Genomic DNA, 17,916 nt, shown 5'->3' on the forward strand with positions numbered 1-17,916 from the left:
CAAATTGCCGGATGGCGGCTGATGCGCCATCCGGCGGGTGATTTACACCTCGTAATCCATCTCTTCTTCACTGTGTAGCGGTATCAACTGGACTTTTTGCACGCGATGGTTTTCCACCTGCAAGGTTTTTAGTCGGTAGTCGCCAACCTGAACTTCCTCTCCGGTTTTCGGAATACGCTGTAAATATTCCATCAAAAGCCCGGCAATGGTGTGATATTCACGCTTTTCATCTAACGGAATAGGGACGTACTGCACCAGATCTTCCAGCGGCATGTGACCGTTAGCCGTCCACGAACCATCAGCATTTTTTTGAATATCATGGCGGGCGTCAATCTCTTCTACTTCATTTGGCAGATTACCGGCGATGGTTTCCATCACGTCACTGAGCGTCACGATCCCTTCGACAGAACCAAATTCATCAGCAATAAAAGCGAAGTGCGTGCGGGCATTACGGAACTGCTCCAGCGCCGGAAGCAGCGGCAGCGTTTCCGGGAACACCAGCGGCTGACGAATCAGAACGCGTAAGTCGAGCGGCTCACCGCGCAGAGACTGCTGCAGCAGGTCGATGACATGCACTACGCCCAGCAGTTCTTCCTGCTCGTCTTCCCCGGTAACGACCAGACGCGTATGCTGGTTTTTTTCCAGTAAAGCGCGAATTTCTGCTTCGGGTGCGTTGAGATCGACGTGTTCAATGTCGTGGCGTGAGGTCATGATGCTGCTGACGGTACGCTGATTTAGATTCAGTACGCGCTCAATCATCCGCCGTTCCTGAGGCGCAAAAATCTGTCCTTCCTGGTGATCCGCCAGCATAGCAGCGGTTTCGGCATCCAGTTCGGCATCTTCTTTTTGACCGCTCAGCAACCTCATCACCGCCTCGGCGGTGCGCTGGCGCAAGGTATGATTGGCTGACAGGAAGCGACGACGGTTAAAGATTGCCAGCTGGTTCAAGGCTTCGATCATGACCGAGAAGCCGATAGCGGCGTACAGATAACCTTTCGGGATGTGGAAACCGAACCCTTCGGCGACCAGGCTGAAACCAATCATCAGCAGGAAGCTCAGGCACAGAATAACGATGGTTGGGTGGCTGTTGACAAAGCGAGTCAACGACTTGCTGGCGAGCACCATCAGGCTGATGGCAATAATCACCGCCGCCATCATCACCGCCAGGTGGTCGACCATCCCGACGGCTGTAATAACGGAATCCAGAGAGAATATGGCGTCCAGAACCACTATTTGCGCGACCACCCCCCAGAACTTAGCGCCTTTACGCTGGGTGGGATTGTCGCTGTCTTTTCCTTCCAGCCGTTCGTTTAGCTCCATTGTGGCTTTAAACAACAGGAAGAAACCGCCGAACAGCATGATCAGATCGCGCGCGCTGAAACTGAGGCCGCGAATGCTGAACAGTGGCGTAGTCAGCGTCACCAGCCAGGATATTGATGCCAGCAGCAGCAGTCGCATGACCATCGCCAGCAGGAGCCCGGTAATACGCGCCTTATCCCGCTGGGCAGGAGGGAGTTTCTCCGCGAGGATGGCAATAAAAACAAGATTATCAATGCCAAGAACAAGTTCGATCACGATTAGCGTGACGAGTCCGGCCCAGATTGACGGATCGGCAATCCATTCCATAGTAAGTGCTATACCCATAGTTGTATGACAATTGTCACAATTCGATCATGGGTAAAACTGGCGGAAAATGCAATGCCGGAAAGGGATTTCTCTGGTGGTTATATCAGGATGCCAGCGGGAAATAGCCGTAATGTAACTACAGGAAATAATTTTCTTTAGCTAATTGTATTTAGGAAATATCGCAGGTGGTGTATTTATTTAGCAATGCTGTCAATATCGATAAAATCCTAAAAATATATAAATTATAGCCTTAATATTATTCTTAAAAGCAAGTGAGCTGAGGCTTGTTATCTTGCCTGCTATTCACTTAGCTGCAACAATTCTTCCGGTAATAATCAAAAGATAAATATTTCCTCATCAACCAGTGACGTTATTCCCGATGCGTTGCTGTTCTGAATGTGATGAAAATAAAGGAGAAGATAAAAATTTAAATTAATCAGTGCATTGGTAGCTAATGAAGCCAGGGGCGGTAGCGTGTCTGGCCACCTGAAAACAAGCCTGAATTATTCTGTCAAGAGACCGCAGATGAATCCATTATTTTTAGGATTGATGCCAGTTAAATTCCTTTTCAATTAACGGCAAGGTAAATGTGTACAGGCGAAGCCGCTATTTAGAACGCACGTGATAATTACTCTGCCAAAGTGATAAATAATCAATGATGAACTCCAAACTTAAATTGATACCAGTCCTGGTATCGGTAATCTTGATAAACGGTTGTACCGTGCTTCCGGGCAGCAATATGTCTACGATGGGCAAAGATGTGATTAAACAGCAGGACGCTGATTTTGATATCAATCGGATGGTGAATGTTTATCCACTGACCCCGCGACTGGTCGAGCAATTACGTCCTCGTCCGAATGTTGCGCAGCCTAACATTTCGCTGGAGCAGGAGATTGCAGGATATCAGTATCGGGTCGGTCCGGGCGATGTCCTGAATGTGACCGTCTGGGATCATCCTGAACTTACGACCCCGGCCGGGCAGTATCGTAGCTCAAGCGATACCGGCAACTGGGTGCAGCCGGATGGCACCATGTTTTACCCCTATATTGGCAAAGTCAGCGTGGTGGGAAAAACGTTAGCCGAAATTCGTAGTGATATTACCGGGCGCTTAGCGAAGTACATCGCTGACCCGCAGGTGGACGTTAATATCGCCGCTTTCCGCTCGCAGAAGGCTTATGTCTCCGGGCAGGTGAACAAATCTGGCCAGCAGGCCATCACCAACGTACCGCTTACCATTCTTGATGCCATTAACGCCGCAGGCGGTCTCACCGAGGCGGCTGACTGGCGCAATGTTGTACTGACTCACAAAGGGCAGGAGCAACGTATTTCACTGCAAGCGCTGATGCAAAATGGCGATCTGAGCCAGAACCGTCTGCTCTATCCTGGCGACATTCTGTTTGTTCCGCGTAATGACGATTTGAAAGTCTTCGTGATGGGGGAAGTGAAAAAGCAGAGCACCCTCAAAATGGACTTCAGCGGTATGACGCTCACTGAAGCGCTTGGCAATGCGGAAGGTATCGATCTGACTACCTCCAACGCCAGCGGCATTTTCGTTATTCGTCCGTTGAAAGGCGAAAGCGGGAACAACGGCAAGATCGCGAATATCTATCAGCTTGATATGTCCGATGCGACTTCGCTGGTGATGGCGACGTCATTCCGACTCCAGCCTTACGATGTGGTGTATGTCACGACCGCACCGGTTGCCCGCTGGAACCGTTTGATCAATCAGTTGCTGCCGACCATTAGCGGTGTTCGCTATATGACGGACACGGCCAGCGACCTTCACAACTGGTAATCGTCATGTTTAACAAAATATTAGTTGTCTGTGTGGGGAACATTTGCCGTTCCCCAACGGCGGAACGCTTGTTAAGGAAGTTTCATCCGGCATTGACGGTCTCTTCTGCGGGTCTCGGGGCGCTGGTGGGTAAAGGTGCGGATCCCTGTGCTATCAGCGTCGCGCAGGCGCACAACCTGTCACTGGAAAATCATTGTGCCCGGCAGATCTCGGGACGCATGTGCCGGGAGTATGACCTGATCCTGACCATGGAAAAACGCCATATCTCAGCCCTGTGTGAAATGGTGCCGGAGATGCGCGGCAAAGTGATGCTCTTTGGTCACTGGGACAGCGAACGCGAAATTCCCGACCCGTACCGTAAAAGTCGGGATGCGTTTGACGCGGTGTACACATTACTTGAACGGTCTGCCCGCCAATGGGCTCAGGCATTGAACGCGGAGCAGGGAAAACAATGACAGAAAAAGTAAAACAGTCTGCCGCGCCGGTTACGGGCAATGATGAAATCGATATTGGTCGTCTGGTAGGGACGGTGGTGGAGGCTCGCTGGTGGGTGCTCGGCATTACCGCAGCTTTTGCCGTGTGTGCGGCGGTTTACACGCTGTTTGCCACGCCGATCTACAGTGCGGATGCGCTGGTGCAAATTGAGCAAAATACCGGGAATTCGCTGGTACAGGATATTGGTTCGGCGTTGTCGAATAAACCGCCGGCCTCGGAAGCGGAAATTCAGCTCATTCAGTCACGGCTGGTACTGGGAAAAACGGTAGACGATCTCAATCTGGATATCGCGGTGACGAAAGATACATTTCCGATTTTTGGCGCAGGCTGGGATCGGTTGATGGGGCGCCAGAATGAAACCGTTAATGTCACCACCTTTACTCTGCCAAAGGCGATGAAGGAACAGACCTTTACGCTAAGCGTGCTGAACGACAAAAGTTATCAATTAGTCAGTGATGGGGGATTTAGCGCCCGTGGTCAGGTTGGGCAATTGTTGAATCACGGTGGCGTGACGATGCTGGTTGAGGCGATTCATGCCAGTCCTGAAAGCCAATTTACCGTCAGCAAATTTTCCACACTGGGCATGATTAACACCCTGCAAAATAACCTGATGGTGACAGAAACCGGCAAAGATACTGGCGTATTGAGCCTGACTTTTACCGGCGAAGACCGCGAACAAATCCGCCAGATCCTCGACAGTATTACCCGCAACTATCTGCAACAAAACGTCGAACGTAAGTCAGAAGAGGCCGCTAAAAGTCTGGCGTTTCTGGCAAAACAGTTGCCTGAGGTGCGTAACCGTCTGGACGTTGCTGAAAACAAGCTGAATGCCTTCCGCCAGGATAAAGACTCCGTGGATTTGCCGCTGGAAGCTAAAGCGGTGCTGGACTCCATGGTAAATATCGATGCACAGCTCAACGAACTGACCTTTAAAGAAGCGGAAATCTCCAAGTTATTCACCAAAGCGCACCCGGCGTATCGCACGTTGCTGGAAAAACGCCAGGCGCTGGAAGATGAGAAAAGCAAGCTGAACGGACGTGTTACTGCAATGCCGAAAACGCAGCAGGAAATTGTCCGGCTGACCCGCGATGTGGAGTCCGGTCAGCAGGTCTATATGCAACTGTTAAATAAGCAACAGGAACTGAAGATCACCGAGGCGAGTACGGTCGGAGATGTACGCATCGTCGATCCCGCGATTGCCCAGCCAGGCGTGCTGAAGCCGAAAAAGGCGTTGATTATTCTCGGTAGCATTATTCTTGGTTTGATGCTTTCAGTGGTTGGCGTATTGCTGCGTTCCCTGTTTAATCGCGGTATTGAAAGCCCGCAGGCGCTGGAAGAGCATGGCATCAGCGTGTATGCCAGCATCCCGCTTTCAGAATGGCAAAAAGCGCGTGATAACGTTCAGACCATTAAAGGTGTGAAGCGCTACAAACAAAGCCAGTTACTGGCGGTGGGGAATCCAACGGATCTCGCCATAGAAGCGGTCCGCAGCCTGCGTACCAGTTTGCACTTCGCCATGATGCAGGCGCGCAACAACGTGTTGATGCTGACCGGCGTCAGCCCGTCGATAGGTAAAACATTTGTCTGCGCTAACCTGGCGGCGGTCATTAGCCAGACTCATAAACGCGTGCTGTTGATCGACTGCGACATGCGCAAAGGCTATACCCACGAACTGCTGGGGACCAATAACGTCAACGGTCTGTCCGAGCTCCTCGTCGGTAAGGGAGATATTACCTCCTGCGCGAAACCGACCTCTATTGCGAATTTTGATCTGATCCCTCGCGGACAAATCCCTCCTAACCCTTCAGAGCTTCTGATGAGTGAACGCTTTGGCGAACTGATTACGTGGGCCAGCGAGCACTATGACCTGGTGCTGATAGATACCCCGCCAATACTGGCGGTGACCGATGCGGCGATTGTTGGCCGTCATGTCGGCACCACGTTGATGGTGGCACGTTATGCGGTTAATACGTTGAAAGAGGTGGAAACCAGCCTGAGCCGGTTTGAGCAAAACGGCATTCAGGTGAAGGGGGTGATCCTGAACTCTATCTTCCGCCGTGCCAGTGGGTATCAGGATTACGGTTATTACGAATACGAATACACGTCGGATTCGAAATAGATAACGAACAGCAACGCATATCGAATGTTGGCCTGATAAGCGTAGCGCCATCAGGCAACTTTATTTGGGAAACGAAAATGACGACAGAAAACCCACTAATTTCAATTTATATGCCAACCTGGAATCGCCAACAGCTGGCCATTCGGGCGATTAAATCGGTGTTGCGCCAGGACTATCCTCACTGGGAGATGATCATTGTCGATGACTGTTCTTCCTCGTATGAGCAACTGCAGCAGTTCGTTGAGGAACTCAACGACCCACGCGTGTCCTATACGCATAATGCGACGAATGCCGGGGCCTGCGCGGTACGCAATCAGGCCATCATGCAGGCCAGTGGGCAATATATTACGGGTATTGATGATGATGATGAATGGACGCCGAATCGCCTGAGCGTGTTTCTGCAGCATCGTCATCAACTGGTCACGCACGCGTTTCTGTACGCCAATGATTATGTTTGCGAAGGCGAAGTGTATTCGCAACCAACCAGTCTGCCGCTCTATCCGAAGTCAGTTTACTCCAGACGAAAGTTTTATAAGCGCAATATTATTGGTAATCAGGTGTTTACATGGGCATGGCGTTTTAAAGCATGCCTGTTCGATACCACACTGAAAGCCGCGCAGGATTACGACATTTTCCTCAGGATGGTGGTGGCGTACGGCAAACCGTGGAAGGTCAAAGAGGCGACGCAGATCCTGCATGTTAACCATGGTGAGATGCGCATTACCTCATCACCGCATAAATTCTCCGGCTACTTTCAGTTCTATCGCAAGCACAAAGGTAAATTTGACCGGGCGAGTAAGAAATATCAGCTGTTTACGCTCTACCAGATCCGCAATAAACGAATGAACTGGCGCACGCTGCTGACGTTGCTTTCGATTCGCAACAGTAAGCGTCTGGCCGACGGACTGCGAGGACGCTAAGTATGCTGGAAGATTTACGCGCGAACGGCTGGAGTCTGCGCCCCTGCTGCATGGTAGTGGCCTATCGGATTGCCCATTTTTGCTCCGTCTGGCGTAAAAAAAATATCTTGAACAACCTGTGGGCTGCGCCGGTGCTGGTGCTGTATCGCCTGATCACTGAATGCCTGTTTGGTTATGAAATTCAGGCCGCTGCATCTATCGGTCGTCGTTTGACCATCCATCATGGTTATGGCGTGGTGATCAATAAACACGTGGTGGCAGGGGACGATTTAACCCTGCGCCACGGTGTCACCATTGGCAATCCTGGCGACAAAGATCTGTCCTGTCCGGTCATCGGTAACGGTGTCGAGCTGGGGGCTAACGTCACTGTACTCGGCAATGTCGCTATCGGCGATAACGTGACCATTGGCGCCGGGAGCGTGGTGGTGGATAGCATCCCTGACAACACGCTGGTGGTGGGCGAGAAAGCACGAGTGAAGGTAACAAAATGAATATCTTGCAATTTAATGTGCGACTCGCAGAAGGTGGAGCGGCAGGCGTAGCCTTAGATCTGCATCTTCGTGCGCTGGAGAAAGGACTGTCGTCGCGCTTTGTGTACGGCTATGGCAAAGGTGGCAAGAAAAGCACCAGCCACAGGGATTATCCGCATGTTATCAAACATACGCCGCGTCTGACATCGGTGGCGAATATTGCGCTATTTCGTTTCGCTAACCGCGATCTGTTCGGCAATCTCAATAATTTATACCGTACGGTGACCCGCACTTCCGGCCCGCTGGTGCTGCATTTTCATGTGCTGCACAGCTACTGGTTGAATCTGGAAGAGGTGGTGGCCTTTTGCCAAAAGGTGAAGGCGCATAAACCGGACATCACCTTTGTCTGGACGTTGCATGATCACTGGAGCGTGACCGGACGCTGTGCTTTCACCGATGGTTGCGAAAGCTGGAAAACGGGCTGCCAGAAATGCCCGACGCTGAGTAACTATCCGCCGGTAAAAATTGACAAAGCCCATCAGCAATTGCCCGGAAAACGGCAGATGTTTCGCGACATGTTAGCGCTTGGCTGCCAGTTTATCTCTCCCAGCCAGCATGTGGCCGACGCGTTCAACAGCCTGTATGGCGTGGGGCGCTGCCGCATTATTAACAACGGTATTGATGTGGCAACCGAAGCCATTCTTGCCGACCTGCCCGCCAAATATGAGCCACACGGCAGACCGAAAATCGCTGTAGTGGCTCATGACCTGCGCTATGACGGTAAAACCAATCAGCAGCTGGTGCAGGAGTTGATGGCGTTGGGAGAAAAAATTGAGCTGCATACCTTCGGCAAATTTTCGCCCTTTGTTGGCGATAACGTTATCAATCATGGCTTCGAAAGCGATAAGCGAACGTTGATGAATGCGCTTAACGAGATGGATGGACTGGTGTTCAGCTCCCGCGTTGATAATTACCCGCTGATTCTGTGCGAAGCGCTTTCCATCGGCGTACCGGTAATTGCTACGCACAGCGAGGCTGCACGGGAGGTGCTGGCGAAAGCGGGCGGTAAAACGTTCAGTGAAGCGGATGTACTGCGGCTGGTACAACTGAAAAAATCAGACATCGCGCAGGCGGTATTCGACACGTCGCTTGCCGAGTTCAGCCAGCGCAGCCGGGTGGCATACAGTGGGCAACAGATGCTGGAGGAATATGTCTCGTTCTATCAGAATCTGTAGCTATCTGCTGCTACCGCTGCTTTATCTGCTGGTTAACGTCAAACTTGCCCAGCTTGGCGAGAGCTTCCCGATAACGATTGTCACATTCTTGCCCGTTCTGCTGTTGCTGTTTGTCGAGCGCATCAATATTAAAAAATTAATGATAGCGCTGGGCGTGGGGGGAGGATTGACGGCGTTTAACTACCTGTTCGGTCAATCGCTGGATGCCAGTAAGTACGTCACGTCCGCGATGCTGTTTGTCTATACCGTGGTGATTATTGGCATGGTGTGGAGCATTCGCTTCAAAACCATTTCGCCGCATAACTACATTAAGATCCTGCGCTTTTTCTGGCTGGTCGTTGGGCTGGTAGTGGGGTTAGCGGCAGTTGAAATGGCACAGATCATTCTCAGCGGCGGCAGCAGTTTAATGGAAGTTATTTCGAAATATCTTATTTACAGTAACAGCTATGTTCTGAACTTTATTAAGTTTGGCGGAAAACGCACCACCGCACTTTATTTTGAACCGGCATTCTTCGCTCTGGCGTTAATCTCAATTTGGCTCGGTATCAAACAGTTTGGTATCAAAACGCCTAAGTCCGATGCTATGATTCTGGCAGGGATAATATTATCAGGATCGTTTTCAGGGGTAATGACGTTTATTTTGTTTTATCTCCTGGAGTGGGCGTTCCAGTACCTGAATAAGGATGCGATAAAAAAGAAGCTGCCGCTGGCGATAATCTCATTAAGCGTGTTTTTAGTCGGTGTGATATTCGCGTTTCCGTACATCGCAACGCGCCTTGGAGATTTAGGAACCGAGGGTTCATCATCGTATTATCGAATCGTAGGTCCGTTAGTAATGGTCGGTTATTCGCTAATGCATGTTGATGGTGTAGTAAGATTCGGTTCGCTTTATGAATATGTCGCGTCATTCGGAATTTTTAACGGTGCGGATGTGGGTAAAACGATAGACAATGGTTTGTATCTGCTGATTATTTATTTTTCATGGTTCGCCGTGATATTAACCCTGTGGTACATGGGGAAAGTCATGAAGATGATGATCACTGCTTTTGGTGATAATCAGAATTATCGGGTGCAGCTATATCTTTTTACGCCGCTGTCGCTGTTTTTTACAGGGTCAGTATTTAGTCCGGAATACGCTTTTTTAATTGTATGTCCGTTTATTTTGCGCAAGGCGCTGAATATCGCGAGGTAAATCACATGCTGCTCAGTATTATTACCGTCGCCTTTCGCAATCTGGAAGGGATCGTCAAAACTCACGCCTCGCTGGCACACCTGGCGCAGGCAGGCGATATCAGTTTTGAGTGGATTGTTGTCGATGGGGGCTCCTCTGACGGTACGTCGGCGTTTCTTGAAGGACTCGGTGGAGAGCACCAGTTACGGTTTGTCAGCGAGCCGGATAACGGCATTTATGATGCGATGAACAAAGGCATTGCGATGGCGCGCGGGCGGTTTGCACTGTTCCTCAATTCCGGCGATATTCTGCATGCCGACGCGGCTCAGTTCATCCGCCAGTTAAAAACGCAGAGTGATAAAGCCATGGTTATCGGCGACGCGTTGCTGGATTTTGGCAATGGCAACAAAATTAAGCGCCGGGCAAAGCCGGGTTGGTATATTTATCACAGCCTGCCTGCCAGCCATCAGGCCATCTTTTTTCCGCTCTCAGGACTGAATGTCTGGCGCTATGATTTGCAATATAAAATATCGTCCGATTACGCGCTGGCTGCCAGACTATATAAATCTGGTTACGCTTTCAAAAAACTGGACGGGCTGGTGTCCGAGTTTTCGATGGGCGGGGTGTCAACGACGAATAATCTGGAATTATGCCGCGATGCAAAAAAAGTGCAGCGGCAGATATTACATATGCCAGGTTTTTTTACTGGGGTTTCTGAATATTTACGGTTACGTACAACCGGTAAAACCAAAACCTTATATGGCAAAACGTAAGGGCACATTATGCAAGACTTAAGCGGCTTTAACGTGCCGAAAGGTTTTCGCGGTGGCGGCGTCATTAAAGTGCAATTATGGTGGGCGGTACAGGCAACACTATTTCGCTGGTCACCTCAGGTAATGTATCGCTGGCGTGCGTTTTTATTACGAATGTTCGGTGCGAAAATAGGAAAAAACGTAGTTATTCGACCTTCAGTAAAAATTACTTATCCGTGGAAATTAACCCTGGGAGATTATGCCTGGGTGGGCGATGACGCGGTTTTATACACGTTAGGTAATATTACGATTGGCGCCCATGCGGTGATTTCGCAGAAAAGTTATTTATGCACCGGAAGTCATGATTACGCCAGCCAATATTTTGATATTAACGCCACACCGATTGTGGTTGGCGATAAATGCTGGCTGGCGACAGATGTCTTTGTCGCGCCAGGCGTGACGATTGGCGATGGCACCGTCGTTGGAGCACGAAGCAGCGTATTTAAATCGCTGCCAGCAAATGTCGTTTGTCGGGGAAACCCCGCAGTAGTCACGCGCGAACGCGTTGAGAAAGTTACTCCCTGAGGGGATCATTGAAGAGGTAATAACATGTCAAAAGTCGCTCTCATCACTGGCGTAACCGGGCAGGATGGTTCTTACCTGGCAGAATTCCTGCTGGAAAAAGGGTATGAAGTACACGGCATTAAGCGTCGCGCTTCATCATTCAACACCGAACGTGTGGACCATATCTACCAGGATCCACATTCAAGCAACCCCAAATTCCATCTGCACTATGGTGATTTGACGGATTCATCCAACCTGACCCGTATTTTAAAAGAGGTCCAACCGGACGAGGTCTATAACCTGGGCGCCATGAGTCATGTCGCGGTGTCGTTTGACTCACCGGAATACACCGCGGACGTCGATGCCATTGGTACGTTGCGTTTGCTGGAGGCTATCCGCTTCCTCGGTCTGGAAAAGAAGACCCGTTTCTATCAGGCCTCCACCTCAGAACTGTACGGCCTGGTGCAGGAAATCCCGCAGAAAGAGACCACGCCGTTCTACCCGCGTTCGCCCTATGCGGTAGCTAAGCTTTACGCCTACTGGATTACCGTTAACTACCGTGAATCCTACGGTATGTATGCCTGTAACGGCATTCTGTTTAACCACGAATCTCCACGCCGTGGTGAAACTTTCGTCACCCGTAAAATCACTCGCGCCATTGCCAACATCGCTCAGGGTCTGGAGTCTTGCCTGTACCTGGGCAACATGGATTCGCTGCGTGACTGGGGGCATGCCAAAGATTACGTCAGAATGCAGTGGATGATGCTACAGCAGGATCAGCCGGAAGATTTCGTCATTGCCACCGGTGTGCAGTATTCCGTGCGTCAGTTTGTAGAAATGGCGGCGGCGCAACTGGGTATCAAACTGCGTTTTGAAGGTGAGGGCGTGAATGAAAAAGGCATTGTGGTTTCCGTGACCGGACACGATGCGCCGGGTGTGAAACCTGGGGATGTGATAATCGCCGTCGATCCGCGCTATTTCCGTCCGGCAGAAGTAGAAACGCTGCTGGGCGACCCGGCCAGAGCGCATGAAAAACTCGGCTGGAAACCGGAAATCACGTTGCGCCAGATGATCTCAGAAATGGTCGCTAACGACCTTGAAGCAGCGAAGAAACATTCCCTGCTGAAGTCGCACGGATACGAGGTCGCCATCGCGCTGGAGTATTGAGGATGAAGAAACAACGTATTTTTGTGGCGGGCCATCGCGGGATGGTGGGGTCCGCCATCGTAAGACAGCTGGCCCAACGAGATAATGTTGAACTGGTGCTGCGTACCCGCGATGAGCTTAACCTACTGGACGGAGCCGCGGTGCGTCAGTTCTTCGCCGCTGAACGTATTGACCAGGTGTACCTGGCGGCGGCAAAAGTGGGAGGAATTGTAGCCAATAACAGTTATCCCGCTGATTTTATTTACGAAAATATGATGATTGAGAGCAACATTATTCATGAGGCGCATCTGCATAACGTGAATAAACTGCTGTTTCTCGGATCATCGTGTATTTATCCCAAACATGCTACCCAGCCAATAGCCGAAAGCGAACTCTTGCAGGGGCAACTGGAGCCGACCAATGAACCGTATGCGATTGCCAAAATAGCCGGCATCAAGCTGTGTGAATCGTATAACCGTCAGTATGGCCGTGATTATCGCTCGGTGATGCCGACGAATTTGTACGGGCCGCATGACAACTTTCATCCAAGCAATTCGCATGTGATCCCGGCGCTGCTGCGCCGCTTTCACGAAGCCTGCGAGCAAAATGCGCCGGATGTGGTTGTGTGGGGAAGCGGTACGCCGATGCGCGAGTTTCTGCATGTGGATGATATGGCGGCAGCCAGTATCCACGTGATGGAGCTGGCTCAGGAAGTCTGGCAGGAATATACCCAGCCGATGCTGTCGCACATCAATGTGGGTACCGGCGTGGACTGCACCATCCGTGAGCTGGCCCAGACCATCGCAAAGGTAGTGGGTTATAAGGGACGCGTGGTGTTTGACGCCAGTAAACCGGACGGGACGCCGCGTAAATTGCTCGACGTTACGCGTTTGCATCAGTTGGGCTGGTATCACGAGATATCACTTGAGGCAGGGCTTGCCAGCACCTGGCAGTGGTTCCTTGAAAACCAGCAGCGTTATCGGGGGTAAGCATGTTTTTACGTCATGAGGATTTTGCCACCGTTGTACGTTCAACCCCGCTGATTTCTATCGATTTGATCGTGGAAAATGCCGAGGGAGAGTTTCTGCTCGGTAAGCGTCTCAATCGTCCGGCGCAGGGCTACTGGTTCGTTCCCGGCGGTCGTGTGCAAAAAGATGAATCGCTCCACGCGGCTTTTGAACGGCTGACTGAAGCTGAGTTGGGGGTGCGTCTACCGCTGTCCGCCGCTGAGTTTTATGGTGTCTGGCAGCACTTCTATGACGACAACTTTTCCGGGGATGGTTTCTCAACGCATTACATCGTGTTGGGATTTCGTCTGTGTGTATCAGAAAACGACCTGCAACTGCCTGATGCCCAACATGATGCCTACCGCTGGCTGGCGGTAACGCAAATTCTGGCCAGTGACAGCGTACACGCCAACAGCCGGGCTTACTTCTGCCCGGCAAGCCAGACCGGAGTGCCTGGGCTATGAAGATCCTGGTGTATGGCATCAACTACTCGCCGGAGCTGACCGGTATCGGCAAATACACCGGTGAAATGGTGGAGTGGATGGCGCAACAAGGTCATGACGTTCGGGTGATCACCGCGCCGCCTTATTATCCGCAATGGAAAGTTAATGGTCGCTATTCATCCTGGCGCTATCGTCGCGAGGAGGGGGATGCCACTGTCTGGCGTTGTCCGCTGTATGTGCCTGAGCAACCCTCAACGCTCAAGCGCCTGCTGCATTTGGGCAGTTTCGCCCTGAGCAGTTTCTTCCCGCTGCTGGCGCAACGTCGCTGGAAGCCGGATCGCATCATCGGCGTGGTGCCGACGCTGTTTTGTACGCCGGGTATGCGCTTGCTGGCAAAACTCAGCGGCGCACGCACGCTGCTCCACATTCAGGATTATGAAGTCGATGCCATGTTGGGACTTGGTATGGCGGGCAAAGGTAAGCGCGGTATGGTGGCGAAACTGGCCAGCGCCTTTGAACGCAGTGGTTTGCACAACATGGATAATGTTTCGACGATTTCCCGTTCCATGATGCACAAAGCCATGGAAAAAGGTGTTGCGCCACACAAGGTTATTTTCTTTCCCAACTGGTCGGAAGTGGCGCGCTTTCGTGACGTGACCGACGCCGATGTCCTGGCGTTGCGCCAGAAACTGGGATTGCCCGCAGATCAAAAAATCATTCTCTACTCGGGCAATATCGGTGAAAAGCAGGGGCTGGAGAGCGTTATCGAGGCGGCGACCCAGTTGAGTGAGCAACCCTGGCTGTTTGCGATTGTCGGGCAGGGCGGGGGTAAAGCGCGGCTGGAGACCATGGCCAGCGAACGCGACCTGCGTAACGTAATGTTCTTTCCGCTGCAATCTTATGACGCGCTGCCTGCGCTGCTCAAGCTCGCGGACTGTCATCTGGTCGTACAAAAGCGCGGCGCGGCGGATGCGGTACTGCCGTCCAAACTGACTAATATTCTCGCCGTTGGCGGTAACGCGGTGATTACCGCCGAACCTGAGACCGAGTTGGGTCAGTTGTGTAACGCTCACCCAGGCATCGCGGTGTGTGTCGAGCCTGAATCAGTGAATGCGCTGGTTGGCGGGATTCAACAGGCGCTAACCATGCCAAAAGTTAACACGGTGGCACGTGAGTATGCCGAACGCACGCTGGATAAAGAAAACGTGCTGAGTCAATTTATTGCTGATATTCGGGGTACATGATGAGTCAAAACAAACTCTTTCCGGTAGTGATGGCCGGTGGCTCGGGGAGCCGTTTATGGCCGCTGTCTCGCGTACTGTATCCAAAGCAGTTCCTGTGTCTGAAAGGTGATCTCACCATGTTGCAGACGACGATTTGCCGTCTGAACGGTGTGGAGTGCGAAAGTCCGGTGGTTATCTGTAATGAACAACACCGTTTTATCGTTGCGGAACAGTTACGGCAACTGCACAAACTGACCGAGAACATTATTCTCGAACCTGCCGGACGCAACACGGCGCCGGCGATAGCGCTGGCTGCGCTGGCGGCAAAACATCAGTGTCCGGGGGACGATCCGCTGCTGCTGGTACTGGCGGCCGATCACATGATTGCCGACGAAGAGGCATTTCGCGAAGCGGTTCGCAATGCGATGCCGTATGCCAGCGCGGGTAAACTGGTGACGTTTGGTATCGTTCCGGACCAGCCGGAGACCGGCTATGGCTATATCCGTCGAGGCGAGATTTCGCCAGCAAATACTGACGCGGTGGCTTTTGAGGTGGCGCAGTTTGTTGAAAAACCTAATCTGGAAACCGCACAGGCATATGTGGCAAGCGGCGACTACTACTGGAACAGCGGTATGTTCCTGTTCCGGGCCGGTCGTTACCTGGAGGAACTGAAAAAGTATCGTCCCGACATCCTTGAGTCCTGCGAGAACGCCATGAGTACCGTCGATCCCGATCTCGATTTTATTCGCGTTGATGAACAGGCGTTTCTCGCCTGCCCGGAAGAGTCTGTGGATTATGCAGTAATGGAACGTACGGCCGATGCGGTGGTGATGCCCATGAACGCAGGCTGGAGCGATGTCGGCTCCTGGTCATCGCTGTGGGAAATCAGCGCCCATACTGCTGAAGGTAATGTGCATCACGGCGACGTCATTAGCCACAAAACGGAAAACAGCTACGTCTATGCCGAATCCGGGCTGGTGACGACCGTTGGGGTGAAAGATCTGGTGGTGGTGCAGACCAAAGATGCGGTACTGATTGCCGATCGCAACGCGGTACAGGATGTCAAAAAAGTGGTGGAGCAAATTAAAGCTGACGGACGCCATGAACACCACATTCACCGCGAAGTTTATCGTCCGTGGGGCAAGTATGACTCCATTGATGCCGGAGACCGTTACCAGGTCAAGCGAATTACCGTCAAGCCTGGCGAGGGATTGTCCGTGCAGATGCATCATCATCGGGCTGAGCACTGGGTTGTCGTCGCTGGCACCGCGAAAGTGACAATTAATGATGATATCAAACTGCTCGCTGAAAACGAGTCTGTCTATATTCCTCTCGGGGCAACCCACTGTCTGGAGAACCCCGGGAAAATTCCGCTCGATCTGATTGAAGTACGCTCCGGATCTTACCTCGATGAGGATGATGTGGTGCGGTTTGCGGACAGATACGGGCGCGCCTGATGCCTGATGCGCTGATGCGCACCAGGCAATGCATTTAACACTCATTAAAAAGGCTCATTAAGAGTCAGGGCCTCCTGTTGCCTGAAAAAGGGTAAATCATGACAAAACTGACCTGTTTTAAAGCGTATGACATCCGCGGCCGACTGGGCGAAGAGTTAAATGAAGAGATTGCGTGGCGCATTGGCCGCGCTTACGGCGAGTGCCTGAAGCCAAAAACCATCGTCCTCGGCGGCGATGTGCGCCTGACCAGCGAGACGCTAAAGCTGGCGCTGGCGAAAGGACTGCAGGATGCAGGGGTGGATGTGCTGGATATTGGTATGTCGGGCACCGAAGAGATTTATTTTGCCACTTTCCATCTTGGCGTTGATGGCGGCATTGAAGTGACCGCCAGCCATAATCCGCTGGATTACAACGGCATGAAGCTGGTGCGGGAAGGGGCGCGGCCCATCAGCGGCGATACCGGTCTGCGCGACGTGCAGCATCTGGCGGAAGCGAATGACTTCCCGGCGGTTGATGAGAGCAGACGTGGCCGCTACCAGCGGATTAATCCTCGCGATGCCTACATCGACCATCTGCTGGGTTACATCAATCCCGGCAACCTGAAACCGATGAAGTTGGTGCTCAATTCCGGTAACGGCGCGGCAGGCCCGGTGGTGGATGCCATTGAAGCCCGTTTTAAGGCGCTGGGCGTGCCGGTCGAGTTCATCAAAATTCACAACACGCCGGATGGCAATTTCCCCAACGGTATTCCCAATCCTCTGCTGCCGGAGTGCCGGGCAGACACGCGTAACGCGGTGATTGAACACGGCGCGGATATGGGAATTGCTTTCGACGGGGATTTTGACCGCTGCTTCCTGTTCGATGAAAAAGGCCAGTTTATAGAAGGGTACTACATTGTCGGTCTGCTGGCGGAAGCGTTTCTGGAGAAGAATCCGGGGGCGAAAATTATCCACGACCCGCGCCTGTCATGGAATACCGTGGATGTGGTGACGGCGGCCGGCGGTAAACCGGTGATGTCAAAAACCGGACACGCGTTTATCAAAGAGCGTATGCGCCATGAAGATGCCATTTACGGCGGCGAGATGAGCGCGCATCACTATTTTCGCGATTTCGCGTACTGCGACAGCGGGATGATCCCGTGGCTGCTGGTGGCGGAGCTGCTGTGTCTGAAAGGACAGTCACTGGGCGAACTGGTCCGTGACCGGATGGCGGCGTACCCGGCGAGTGGAGAAATAAACAGTACGCTGGCAGAGCCGACGGCGGCTATTGCGCGCGTGGAGCAGCACTTTTCCCGGGAAGCGCTGACGGTGGACAGAACGGATGGCATCAGCATGTCGTTTGTCGACTGGCGTTTCAATTTACGCTCTTCCAATACCGAACCGGTGGTGCGCCTGAACGTGGAATCGCGCGGAGATATTCCGTTGATGGAAGCGCGAACGCGCACTCTTCTGGCGTTGCTGAATCAGTAATGCCGGTGCTTCCTTTGCCCGATG

General features: G+C 52.1%; 16 protein-coding genes. 15 read left to right on the forward strand and 1 reads right to left on the reverse strand.

Features of this window, described 5'->3' with window-relative positions; translation table 11 throughout:
* Nucleotides 1–42: 42 nt before the first annotated feature.
* Nucleotides 43–1,626, reverse strand: coding sequence for a TerC family protein (locus tag FDX04_RS16100; protein ID WP_137360827.1), 1,584 nt, complete (start codon nt 1,624–1,626; stop codon nt 43–45).
* A gap of 655 nt (nt 1,627–2,281) precedes the next feature.
* On the opposite strand from FDX04_RS16100, the gene FDX04_RS16105 reads away from it, so the two are divergent.
* From FDX04_RS16105 to cpsG, 15 genes are all read left to right on the forward strand, one after another.
* A complete protein-coding gene (locus FDX04_RS16105; RefSeq protein WP_137360828.1) occupies nt 2,282–3,421 on the forward strand; it encodes a polysaccharide export protein in 1,140 nt (379 codons plus the stop codon).
* A gap of 5 nt (nt 3,422–3,426) precedes the next feature.
* On the forward strand, nt 3,427–3,876 hold the full coding sequence (wzb, locus tag FDX04_RS16110) for a low molecular weight protein-tyrosine-phosphatase Wzb (protein WP_137360829.1): 450 nt from the start codon (nt 3,427–3,429) through the stop codon (nt 3,874–3,876).
* Nucleotides 3,873–6,035, forward strand: coding sequence for a tyrosine-protein kinase Wzc (wzc, locus tag FDX04_RS16115; RefSeq protein WP_137360830.1), 2,163 nt, complete (start codon nt 3,873–3,875; stop codon nt 6,033–6,035). Before wzb ends, wzc begins: the two co-directional genes overlap by 4 nt.
* A gap of 77 nt (nt 6,036–6,112) precedes the next feature.
* Complete coding sequence (wcaA, locus tag FDX04_RS16120; protein WP_137360831.1) at nt 6,113–6,955, forward strand: colanic acid biosynthesis glycosyltransferase WcaA; 843 nt, start codon at nt 6,113–6,115, stop codon at nt 6,953–6,955.
* A 2-nt stretch (nt 6,956–6,957) separates the two neighbouring features.
* Complete coding sequence (gene wcaB, locus FDX04_RS16125; protein WP_137360832.1) at nt 6,958–7,446, forward strand: colanic acid biosynthesis acetyltransferase WcaB; 489 nt, start codon at nt 6,958–6,960, stop codon at nt 7,444–7,446.
* Nucleotides 7,443–8,660: a colanic acid biosynthesis glycosyltransferase WcaC gene (gene wcaC, locus FDX04_RS16130; RefSeq protein WP_137360833.1), complete on the forward strand. Its 1,218-nt coding sequence runs from the start codon at nt 7,443–7,445 to the stop codon at nt 8,658–8,660. Before wcaB ends, wcaC begins: the two co-directional genes overlap by 4 nt.
* Nucleotides 8,635–9,852, forward strand: coding sequence for a colanic acid polymerase WcaD (wcaD, locus tag FDX04_RS16135; RefSeq protein WP_137360834.1), 1,218 nt, complete (start codon nt 8,635–8,637; stop codon nt 9,850–9,852). Before wcaC ends, wcaD begins: the two co-directional genes overlap by 26 nt.
* A gap of 5 nt (nt 9,853–9,857) precedes the next feature.
* Nucleotides 9,858–10,604, forward strand: coding sequence for a colanic acid biosynthesis glycosyltransferase WcaE (gene wcaE, locus FDX04_RS16140; protein ID WP_137371218.1), 747 nt, complete (start codon nt 9,858–9,860; stop codon nt 10,602–10,604).
* A 9-nt stretch (nt 10,605–10,613) separates the two neighbouring features.
* Nucleotides 10,614–11,168: a colanic acid biosynthesis acetyltransferase WcaF gene (wcaF, locus tag FDX04_RS16145; protein ID WP_042307461.1), complete on the forward strand. Its 555-nt coding sequence runs from the start codon at nt 10,614–10,616 to the stop codon at nt 11,166–11,168.
* Between the two features lie 24 nt (nt 11,169–11,192).
* Nucleotides 11,193–12,314 (forward strand): GDP-mannose 4,6-dehydratase, encoded by a 1,122-nt coding sequence (gmd, locus tag FDX04_RS16150; protein WP_038641779.1) that lies wholly within the window; start codon nt 11,193–11,195, stop codon nt 12,312–12,314.
* 2 nt (nt 12,315–12,316) lie between these two features.
* The gene (locus FDX04_RS16155) at nt 12,317–13,282 is read left to right on the forward strand and encodes a GDP-L-fucose synthase (RefSeq protein ID WP_137371219.1); all 966 of its coding nucleotides are present in this window, start codon (nt 12,317–12,319) and stop codon (nt 13,280–13,282) included.
* 2 nt (nt 13,283–13,284) lie between these two features.
* Nucleotides 13,285–13,764: a GDP-mannose mannosyl hydrolase gene (locus tag FDX04_RS16160; protein WP_137371220.1), complete on the forward strand. Its 480-nt coding sequence runs from the start codon at nt 13,285–13,287 to the stop codon at nt 13,762–13,764.
* Nucleotides 13,761–14,987 (forward strand): colanic acid biosynthesis fucosyltransferase WcaI, encoded by a 1,227-nt coding sequence (wcaI, locus tag FDX04_RS16165; protein ID WP_137371221.1) that lies wholly within the window; start codon nt 13,761–13,763, stop codon nt 14,985–14,987. The genes FDX04_RS16160 and wcaI overlap by 4 nt, the downstream gene beginning before the upstream one ends.
* On the forward strand, nt 14,987–16,423 hold the full coding sequence (cpsB, locus tag FDX04_RS16170; RefSeq protein WP_137360894.1) for a mannose-1-phosphate guanyltransferase: 1,437 nt from the start codon (nt 14,987–14,989) through the stop codon (nt 16,421–16,423). Before wcaI ends, cpsB begins: the two co-directional genes overlap by 1 nt.
* A gap of 98 nt (nt 16,424–16,521) precedes the next feature.
* A complete protein-coding gene (cpsG, locus tag FDX04_RS16175) occupies nt 16,522–17,892 on the forward strand; it encodes a colanic acid biosynthesis phosphomannomutase CpsG (RefSeq protein WP_137371222.1) in 1,371 nt (456 codons plus the stop codon).
* Nucleotides 17,893–17,916 lie beyond the last annotated feature (24 nt).

Source organism: Citrobacter sp. wls615 (assembly GCF_005281355.1).
Lineage (GTDB): Bacteria > Pseudomonadota > Gammaproteobacteria > Enterobacterales > Enterobacteriaceae > Citrobacter > Citrobacter werkmanii.